At 52.0% G+C, this 10,386-nt stretch carries 7 protein-coding genes; 3 read left to right on the forward strand and 4 right to left on the reverse strand.

The window, feature by feature from the left end; all coding sequences use genetic code 11:
- Nucleotides 1-135 precede the first annotated feature (135 nt).
- Entirely contained in the window at nucleotides 136-2,988 is a 2,853-nt protein-coding gene (locus H1D31_RS04450; RefSeq protein WP_261256400.1) for a TonB-dependent receptor plug domain-containing protein, read from the reverse strand.
- A 361-nt stretch (nucleotides 2,989-3,349) separates the two neighbouring features.
- On the opposite strand from H1D31_RS04450, the gene H1D31_RS04455 reads away from it, so the two are divergent.
- Entirely contained in the window at nucleotides 3,350-4,078 is a 729-nt protein-coding gene (locus H1D31_RS04455; protein ID WP_261256402.1) for a LytR/AlgR family response regulator transcription factor, read from the forward strand.
- An 88-nt stretch (nucleotides 4,079-4,166) separates the two neighbouring features.
- Nucleotides 4,167-4,877: a VC0807 family protein gene (locus H1D31_RS04460; protein ID WP_261256405.1), complete on the forward strand. Its 711-nt coding sequence runs from the start codon at nucleotides 4,167-4,169 to the stop codon at nucleotides 4,875-4,877.
- Here the strand turns inward: H1D31_RS04460 and H1D31_RS04465 are convergent.
- The gene (locus tag H1D31_RS04465; RefSeq protein ID WP_261256406.1) at nucleotides 4,874-5,713 is read right to left on the reverse strand and encodes an ion transporter; all 840 of its coding nucleotides are present in this window, start codon (nucleotides 5,711-5,713) and stop codon (nucleotides 4,874-4,876) included. The genes H1D31_RS04460 and H1D31_RS04465 overlap by 4 nt on opposite strands.
- Nucleotides 5,714-5,860: 147 nt before the next feature.
- Between H1D31_RS04465 and H1D31_RS04470 the strand changes: the two genes are divergently transcribed.
- Complete coding sequence (locus H1D31_RS04470; protein ID WP_261256408.1) at nucleotides 5,861-6,685, forward strand: hypothetical protein; 825 nt, start codon at nucleotides 5,861-5,863, stop codon at nucleotides 6,683-6,685.
- A gap of 55 nt (nucleotides 6,686-6,740) precedes the next feature.
- On the opposite strand, the gene H1D31_RS04475 is transcribed toward H1D31_RS04470, so the two are convergent.
- Both H1D31_RS04475 and H1D31_RS04480 read right to left on the reverse strand, forming a co-directional pair.
- Entirely contained in the window at nucleotides 6,741-9,599 is a 2,859-nt protein-coding gene (locus H1D31_RS04475; protein ID WP_261256410.1) for a TonB-dependent receptor, read from the reverse strand.
- Nucleotides 9,600-9,857: 258 nt separating this feature from the next.
- Nucleotides 9,858-10,386: PLP-dependent transferase (locus H1D31_RS04480; protein ID WP_261256412.1), on the reverse strand; the 529-nt coding region annotated here is incomplete at its 5' end.

The raw sequence follows: 10,386 nt of genomic DNA on the forward strand, positions 1-10,386 counted from the left end.
GCGTTCTGCTTTGGTACTCAACTATGATGTGTTTCAGGCGCAGCAACATTTAGCCCGCGTTTTTCAGGCATAAAAAAACCAGCGCCCCCAGGGAGGAAGGCGCCGGCTTTGGCCAAAAAAGGGCTATGTTAACGCTTAGAAGTCGTACTTCAGACCCGCAGTAATACGGCGGCCAATGACTTCAAAGGCAGCACCATCGTCATAAACACCTGGTTGACGCGGTGGGTTGCGGTCAAACATATTCAACATACCGGTACGCAGCTGCAGCTTAGGGCTGACATTGTAACGGGCCGTTAAATCAAAGGTGGTGTACGAAGGTACATCGTTATAGTTGTTGACGTTTGGCGACCAGGTATTCGACAGCACTGTGGCTGAACGGTGCGTCATGGTCAGCGCAGCCGAGAAGTCAGCATAGGTATAGTCGGTGGTCCAGCGATGTTTCCATTTCGGTCTTAATACCTCACCGGTATTAATTACCTGATCATCCGGCCGGCCGGTAGAGTTGTACATCCGCTCCTGCAGATAGGTACTGATTAAACGGAAACCAAAATCACCGACGGCGGTAGCCAGACGGTAGTTCGCCTCGATATCAAAACCTGAAGTCCGGCTAACTGCAGAGTTAACTGGCTTCTCGAAGTAGTTAACGATCTCAAAGGTTTGCGGATCACGCTCAATCAGCGGGCAATACGGGTTGTCCAGCGAGTCGGCCTGGTAACACAGTGTCACCAGCGAGGTACCGGTAAAGCTGTTGATCATATCGCTGATATCAAACTTCCAGTAATCAACGGTCAGGCTGAAATTGTCGATAAAGGCCGGGGTATACACAAAGCCCACGGTAATATCTTTTGCTACTTCGTTTTTCAGCTCAGTGTTACCAACGATAAAGCCCGGACGGGTAGAGCTAAACCATTCTGCTGAAGGTTCAAAGCTAGTCGGAATGCCCTGGGCCGCACAGTTCGCCCGGATATTATCCGCGTACTTCTCTGGCAGCGCATTAGCGCGGCTGGATGCACACCAGTCGGTGATCGAGCGGAAGGTTTGACCCGGCGGGTTATACAGTTCACCGATATTAGGCGCCCGAACTGACTTAGAACGGTTCACCCGCACCCGCAGTTCATCGTTTACCGCCCAGTTGAGGCCGATTTTCCAGGCATTATCGGTACCGGAAGTGGAGTAGTCCATCCAGCGGAAGGCAGTTTCTAACGTCAGCATATCAGCAAACGGCAGATCAGCCAGCAGCGGTACTGACAGCTCGGCGGCCATTTCTTTCACATCAAAATCACCGGCTAACGGCGCCGACTGGTTGTTAAATAATAAGCCATCACGCATTGCCGGATCCGGCAGGGTATCGGCCTTTTCTTTACGGTATTCGGCCGTTAAGGCACCGGCCACACCACCGGCAGGCACTTCAAACAGCTCACCACTCACAGAGGCACCAACCACATGCTGCTGAATAGACGAGCGGCGCAGCGCGTCGGTGCTCACCCAGTTGTAGGCATCCTGGTTATAAATGCCGCGACCAAAGATATCTAAAGGCAGACAGCCATTAGCACGGGCCGCTGCACTGCGACATACAATCTGGCCGTCCAGTTCGATGGCATCTACCGCATCGTAGAAACGCTGCTCAAACATCTCACCATACCACTCGGTATCAGCCTGCACATGGCCTGAAGTGGCATAAACATCATAGGAATAGTCGCCAACAAAGCCTTCCAGTCCCAGCGCGATCCGCGCCAGCGTTCTGTCCTGGCTGTAGCGACGGTTGCCGAAATCAGAGGCCAGATAGCCCATCGATACCCGACCATCCGGGAAGTCGCTATTGGCCGTGCTACGGATCAGATCACGAGCCGCCTGCGGTAACAGCGCATTATCACCCAGTACGCCAAAGCTCAGGAACGCCGGTGAGCTTTCGCCGTAGGCATCGGTTTTTGAGTAGGTAAATTCCGCAGTAAAGGCATGATTGTCGTTAATATCGTACTTCATGCTGCTGAACAGGTTGATCCGATCCAGCGGCGTACGTAAAAACTGGTTTTCAGCAAATACATAACCTTCACCGCCGAGGTAGTCGACCCGGCCATTCGGGTTAGGTGGCAATGGCTGGCCCAGTGCCATTTCTTTTAACTCGCCGCTATCGGTAAAGTTATAACGCTTACCGCCCACCACAAAGGTACCGGTTTTATCATAAGCGGCCAGTACCTGACGGCCTAACAAGCCTTCGAACACCGCATTGGGTTCGTTGCGGGCATCAAAATCGACCGCCCCTACCCGCGGGTTGCGGATCACGATTGGTGCATCACGCAGATAATCCCGATCCATATAGCTGATTTGCTTTTGCCGTGCCCAGCTCAGGTTGGTAATAAAGGATGCCCGGCCCGACTCTGAACCAAAGGTAATAGAGGCGTATTCTTCCTCACCCCCGCTTTGCGTTGGCTGGGTGGTCGATACGTCCAGCGTAATACCGTCATAGGATTTTTTGGTAATGATGTTCACTACCCCGGCAATCGCATCAGAACCATAGACCGCAGAAGCACCACCGGTGGTGATTTCAACCCGCTCGACCACGGCCGTAGGAATATTGTTTAAATCTACTGCTGAGCTGCCCGGTGCACCCGAGACAAAACGACGACCATTTACCAGCACCAGGGTACGGCTGGAGCCCAGGCCGCGCAGATCAGTATTGTTTAGACCGCTGGCAAAGATAGTATTGTTTGAGGTTTCCGGCGATAAACCAACCAGGGTATTCGGCATCTTGTGCAGTAAATCCCCCACGTTCACCACGCCAGCCGAAACCAGTGAGTCTCCGGTAATAACGGTAATTGGTGTCGGCGCCAGCTCACCAATACGTTTAATTCTTGAACCTGTGACTTCAATCCGCTCTACCCGAGCGGTTTCTTCCTGTGCCACGGCGACAGTGCTAAAGCCGGAAATGGCCACTGGCGCAGCCAGCATCGCCAGACGCACTGCTGTATTTAATATGGATTTTTGCATAACGCTCCCTCTGGACCCCGGCCAATTAGTTGACCAGGTTGTTATTAGACATTTTTAATGGTGTTACACCGCTTGTAGCCCGCGCGAAGCTAATGGCCACAGTGTTGAGGGTCCAGCGAAAAGACACCGGGATGGAGAGCGTCGGGATAAGCGGGACTAAAAGCGGGACAAGATCCCGCGCAAGCTGCGCCACGCCTACATCAGCGCGGGCTTATACAAAAAAGTAACAATGCTACCAGCTAACATATTTTCGGGACAAAACTGATACATTCAAGAATGTATCTTTATTACACTTAGCGCATTGTTAATACGGTCAGCACCGGCAAGCTGCCGGCCATGCCGACCCTAAAGCGAACCGAGTATGAAACTAAGCTGTTTAATCGTGGATGATGAACCTCTGGCCCGGGCCGGGATCCGTCATTTACTGGAGCAACAAGCGCAATTTGTGATTAGCGCCGAAGCGGATAATGGTGCCGATGCCCTGAAACTGGCACAGTTACATCAGCCGGATATCATTATTCTGGATGTGGAGCTGCCACTGCTGGACGGCCTGACGGTATTGCAGCAATTGCGGCATCAGTCGGCGGTGATCCTGTGTAGCGCCTCTGCCGATTACGCAGTACAAGCCTTTGAGCTGAGCGCTGTTGATTTTTTGCTAAAACCCTTTAACGCCGGGCGCTTCCAGCAGGCGCTGCTCAAAGCCTGCCATAGAATAATTGGTAGTCTTTCACAAAACGGCAACGAGGCAACGCCACGCTATGCTGAGCGCCTGACTATCCGTGATCCGGGCCGGCTACGTTTGGTTGAGGTTAAAGATATTCGCTGGATCCAAAGTGCCGGTAACTATGTTGAAATTGCCGTGTACTCCCAGCCTAAAATGTATTTACTGCGCGAGAGTATGGCTTCGCTACAACAAAAACTGGATCCGGCGTTATTTGCCCGGGTACACCGCCGTTATCTGGTGCGCAAGCAGGAAATAACCGAACTCAGACCCGGTGAAAAAGGCGACGCCAGCCTGGTACTAAAGTGTGGCAGCATCCTGCCGCTGTCTCGCCGTTACCGGGAGCAACTGGCCGCGATCTTTAGTTAGCGGCCTTGCCGTCTGGCCCTGACCTTGCTGCATCGGCGCAGCTTTTGAGGTTATACTGGCGGCAATAACCAGTTTCGGAGTTGTTGTGATGCAAAATTCCTCTGCGGCCAAGCCCGCGAAAAAAGGCGGCGGCCTGCTACCCAATCTGCTGATTAACGTGGCCATTCCGGCGATTATCTTAAGTAAATTCTCCGGCGAGCAGCATCTGGGGCCGGTATGGGGTTTAGTGGTCGCGTTGGCGTTTCCGGTGCTGTATGGCCTCTGGGATCTGAAACAGGCCGGCAAGGTGAATTTTTTCTCGGTGCTGGGGGTGATCAGTGTGCTGCTGACCGGCGGTATCGCGCTGTTGCAACTGGACGCCAGCTATATTGCGATTAAAGAGGCGGCCATTCCCGGCGCCATTGGTCTGGCGGTGTTAATCAGCCAGTATACGCCCTACCCGCTGGTGCAAAAGTTTATCCTGAACGGCGAGATCCTCGACACCGACAAGCTGTATCAGGCACTGGCAGAGCGGCAAAACACGGTATTATTTGAGCGCAAACTGGTGCAGGCCGGCTATCTGGTCGCCGCTTCGTTTTTCCTGTCATCGGCGCTGAATTATATTCTGGCCAAGGTGATCCTGGTCAGTCCGCCGGGCACCACCGCCTTTAATGAAGAGCTGGGCAGAATGACCTGGCTAAGTTACCCGGTGATTGTCCTGCCCAGTATGTTGGTACTGTTTTTTGCTATCTGGTTTATTTTCAGCAGTATCAGCAAGCTAACCGGCCGCGAGCTTGATAGCTTTTTAAACCAGCCTTAATCAACCTTGTTCTTTGGCGGCAGCTGCGCCCGCAGCGCTGCCAGCTCAGCCTGCAGCTGTTGCATCTGGCTGACTAAGTCATGCTGCAGCTGCTGTTTGGCATCAATTTCTTCTTTATGCTCTTCGTCATGCATGCTTTGCACCGCATTCACGATCACCGCAATAAACAGGTTTAACATGGTAAAGGTGGCGATTAGGATAAAGGGCACAAAGAACGCCCAGGCATAGGGGAATTGCTCCATTACCGGCCGTGAAATGCCCATCGACCAGCTCTCCAGCGTCATGATCTGGAACAGCGTATACAGGGTGCGGCCAATATTACCAAACCACTCCGGGAAGGCTTCGCCAAACAGCTTGGTTGCCATTACCGCGGCCACGTAATACACCAGGCCCAGTACCATGGCAATGGACAGCATACCGTTTAACGACTGCACCAGTGCGCCAACGATTTTTTTCATCGAAGGTACAAAGGTCAGGACCCGCAATACCCGCAGTACCCGTAGCGCACGCAGTACCGCAAAAGGCCCGCTGGCCGGTACCAGCGCTATGGCAACCACGGTAAAGTCGAACAGACTCCAGGCATCTTTAAAAAAGGCGCCGCGATAGGCAAAGATACGCAGTGCAATTTCCAGCACAAATACCGCCAGGATCCATTTATCCAACAGCATCAAAGGCCCGCCGGCCTGCGCCATCACAGTCGGTACTGTCTCTAACCCCAGAATAACGGCGTTAAGCAGAATTAAACTTAATAAGGTGCGCTGCACCCAGTTTTTTTCCAGCCAGCTTGCTACCTGTTGCTGTAAAGTCAAACTCACCGTGCCCGTCATCTCTGTCATAATTCCTCCCGGCTTTGTTGGGCGCTATTGTAGAAGAACGCGCTAAGAGATCAATCGCTATTGGCGTGAGTATTGAGTGAGGTGCTATCGGATAGTACAAACGGTATTTTGCTGCTAAATTGCTAGCACTGAGAAAAGGAATTTCATATGACTTATAGCAAGGCTCTGCTTTTGATTGTCTTTGTGCTACTTGGTTTTGCCGGATATCTCGTGCTCACACCCAAGCCAGCGCCACAGCGTGTGCTGCCGCCAGAGCAACAGCTCGTTGCAGCAAGCAGTAGTGACGCGCCTTTGTCCCGCATGCAAACGGTTGCGTCCGCAGAACAATATAGTGTCGATGAACTACCACTAGTGAGTCCGGTAGAAGGTGATTTACTGGATAACCTGCATCAATTACTTTTTGGGTTACTTAGCACAGCTGAGTTACAGCAGTCATCCATCCTCAGTGAGCAAGGCTACCCGGGTGTTGAGGAGCTCAGATTCGCCGCCAATTACAATGCTTTAGACTTTGCGAGCTGGCTGTTTAATCAACATAATCAGCAAATTATCGCGCCTCACTCCGGAACAGAATTAAATGCGCCAGCTCTCAGAGTATTGAGTTTTGTTAAAGCCGTGACTGATGCAGAGCGGGTTATACGCTACCAGCAGCCAGATTTTAGTTTCAACGCAGCGAATCCTTACTCTCAAGCCTTATTAATTGAAGATCAACAAGTCAGGGATGCGCTGACAGCCCTGGTGTTTGCCTCAGCGATACAAGGCGAGGAGCTGGGGCTTGAAGCGCTGGCCCGGGCCCGCTTTCATATTGTAATTGCTAATTGGAATAACGAAGACTTAGCTCAAGACACAAAGTTTCTGCGCTACTTTGCAATAGCCGCAAAACAACTACCGCTGTTGGCCATCGATAGCTATGTCGAAACGCACTACCCTGAGCGATATGCCGAGTACTTAGAATATAAAAACAGCGTTAAATAATTAGACAACAAAAAACCCGGCACTAAGGCCGGGTTAGATAGGTTAAGCGCTTCGCTTAGAACGCGTAAGAGAAGCTGGTGTAGAAGAAACGGCCGATATTATTGTACAGACCGGTTTCTGCGGTAGTGCCTAAAGCCACACCCGGCAGATCGCGGTTAAACAGGTTATCAACACCGAATGCCAGTTTAACGCCGCTGGCGAAGTCGTAACCCAGGCGAATATCGGTTACAAAGTAGCTGCCGTAGCTCATAATATCGCTTGGATCCGGGTTCAGCGCCAGTGACTGGCTGGTGAACAGCGATACCGCATCGATATAGCGGGTTTTAAAGCCAGCTGTCCAGGCATCGTAACGGTAGTTCACGCTCAGGTTGGCTTGCCAGGTCGCGTCACCGGCAACACCGGCGTTTTCAATATATTCGTTCGGGAAGTTCTGGAACGAATAGGTTTTACGCGATTCCAGCCAGGTACCAATTAATTTGGTATTAAAGCGACCACCCAGGGCGTCAAAGTCATAACCAAATTCAAAATCGATACCGCTGGCCGTTTGTGCCGCCACGTTCTGCACTACTGAGGTAATTAAGCGCAGCGTCTGGGTTTGCGGGTTACGCTGTACCAGATTACAGAACTGCATATTCGGGCCACTGGCTGAATCGACACAGCGGTTCAGAATATTTTGTGCAGAAATAGAGGCGATAGCGTCATTGATTTCAATCGACCAGTAGTCAACGGTCATGCTAAAGCCGCGGATAAAATCTGGCTGGTAAACAAAACCAACAGTGTAACTATCTGATTTTTCAGCACGCAGATCCGGGTTGCCGCCGTTTAAACCTTCAACTGTCGCTGCAGGGTTGTTCAGCTGGAAGTCCGGGGCAATACCAATGGCGGCACAGTTGTTTACCCGCGTCTGGCTCTGGCGCTCGGTGGTAGCGCACGGATCTGTTACCCGGAAGAAGGTTTGGTTTTGCGGGCCAAACAGTTCGCTGATATTCGGTGCCCGCAGCGCTTCAGAGTAAGTGGCACGGATCCGGAACTCGCTATTCAGGCTCCAGTCCAGACCGGTTTTCCAGCTGGTGGCATCACCGATGGTGCTGTAATTGGCGTAACGCACCGCAGCATCAAATACCAGATCCTGGATCAGTGGCAGATCAGAGAGCAATGGTACTGACACTTCGGTAAAGGCTTCTTTCACATCGAACTCACCGCGCATATATTGCAGTGAATTCAGGAAAGTAGCGCCGGTAGCGGCAAAGCGATCCGGTACAGATTCACTTTCTTCTTTACGGTATTCAGCACCGGCTGAGAAGCCGACCATACCGGCAGGCAATTCGAACAGACCGCTGTTGTTAACGCTGGCATTCGCCACTTGCTGGCGGATGGTGCTGTGGCTGTAAGAGGTGGTATTAAACCAGTTACGGGCCGCATCATTAATGGCGTTGTTACCAAACAGGCTGGTTGGTGCACAGCCGTTGGCGCGGGCAGTGGCGTCACGACACACAATACGGCCATTGGCATCAACTACGGCATCAACTGACTGGGCGAAGTTAGTGCGGATCAGGTTGTTATAGTTAACCTGCTCCAGCTTGGTTTCGCCGTGGGTAACATAGGCTTCAAAGCCCCAGTCTGCCGACAGCTCACCCTGCGCACCGGCAACAAAGCGTGATGTAGTGCGGGTATTTTGTTCAAAGCGACGGCCAGCATCTTTCTGGAAGCGGTGAATACGGATTGAATCCAGGTTATTGGCGTCCATCAGCGCTGCCATGCTGTCATCCAGGTAGGCGTTGTCACGCATAATGCGGATCGCTGAGCCATATTCAAAGAATGATGGCTGACCTTCGTTACTGCCTTTGCTGCGCACATACTTACCTTCGGCGAACAGGTTGATGCTGTCGGTCAGGTCAAAGTTAGCTTTCATATTCAGGTTCTGGCGGTTAAAGCTTGGCTGCAGATCCTGATACTGCCGCAGATCTAAAAATTCACAGTTGCTGCAGTGCTCAATATTGCCATAGGTGGTACCCAGCTCCTGCAGGCGTACGCTGCCGTCCTGGTTAAAGATGTACCAGTCACCATTTAACTTAAAATTACCGGCCGTTGAGCTGTCATACCAACCGGCATTAGCAACGGTGATCCGATCCGGAATACCATCGTGAATAAAGACGCCGTTGCTATCACGACCATCACGGTCAGCCGGGTTAGCGACAGCCATATAAGAGGTGCGGGTTTGCCGGCGGTCAGTGGCGTTCATCCCTTCCTGACCAGAAAACTCAGCAGCTACTGCAAAGTTACCACGGCCCGCAGCGAAGTCGGTACCAAAGGATAATAAGGCTTTATGGTTATCGTACGGGTTATCCTGAGCAAAACCACGGCTTAGCACCAGATCGAAACCCTGAATGTCTTTTTTCAGTTTAAAGTTTACTACGCCGGTTACCGCGTCGGCACCATATACGGCTGAGGCACCACCGGTAATAATTTCCACCGAGTCTAACCAGGCAGTAGGAATGCTGTTGGTATCGACCGCAGCACTGCCGGCACTGCTGGCAACATGGCGACGGCCATCAACCAGCACCAGCGTACGGGAAGCGCCCATACCGCGTAAATCCAGTAAGCTTAAGCCGGCAGTACCGATAAAACGGCCTGCGTTAGCCAGTGAATAAGTGGCAGCCAGTGACGGTAATTCTTTTAACACTTCACCAATATTCATGGCGCCGGTTTCCACCAGATCACGACCGGAAATCACCGTTACCGGTGACGGGGCTATAGCGCCTTCACGCAGAATGCGCGAACCGGTAACCTGAATGCGCTCGGTTGCCGCCTGCGGGCTTTCTTCTGCCACAACCCACTGTGGACTGGCTGCAGCAACGGCAGCGGCCACCACACTTAAACGCAAAGAATTCACTTTGGATAACGATACAGACATGCTTGCTCCTGAATAAAACAGCCAGTGGCTGATACAACTCAGCAGTACCTGTGCCGGCACTGCTGCAGAGGGCGCGCATTGTAGGGAATTGTGGTGAAATCGCCAGCAAAAACTGCCTGAAAAATACCGATCGGTGAGTATTTATGCAGTTCCTGAATAAGAAAAAACCAAACTGCTGGCTTTTAGAGCAGATTTAGGCTGCACTAATGCAGGCAATCCTAGCCAGCGCCAGCCACAGAATCGCATAGTTATGCAATGCTATATGGCCGCATGAAAGCGCTGAAAAGCCGCCTGCAAATCGTCGATTAAATCCTCCGGATCTTCCAGGCCGATATGCAGCCGGATCAAGGGCCCGCTGTAGGGCCAGTGGCTGGCCTGACGTAGAGCCTGCACATTGAGGGTTACTGTGATCAGGCTTTCATAGCCGCCCCAGGAAAAACCCATTTTAAAATGCTGCATTCCTTCGATAAAGGCTTCCACTTGTTTTAGTGAGCCTTGGCTCAACACGAACGAAAACAAGCCATTGCTACCGCTAAAATCACGTTTAAACTGCTGATGACCTGGGTGATCGGCAAAGGCCGGATGCCGTACCGTCGCCACCTCGGGTCGCTGTGCTAACCACTGCGCCACCTGCAACGCATTTTGTTCATGCTGCTTTAACCGCACCCCTAAGGTGCGCAAGCCACGACTGGCAGCATAGACATCGTCGGCTGAAGCACAGTAGCCCATTAAATAGCTATGCTCGCGCAGTTGTGGCCAATATTGCTCAGTGGCACTGGCGGTGCCA

It is taken from the genome of Alishewanella sp. BS5-314, assembly GCF_025377695.1.
In the GTDB taxonomy this organism is placed as follows: domain Bacteria; phylum Pseudomonadota; class Gammaproteobacteria; order Enterobacterales; family Alteromonadaceae; genus Alishewanella; species Alishewanella aestuarii.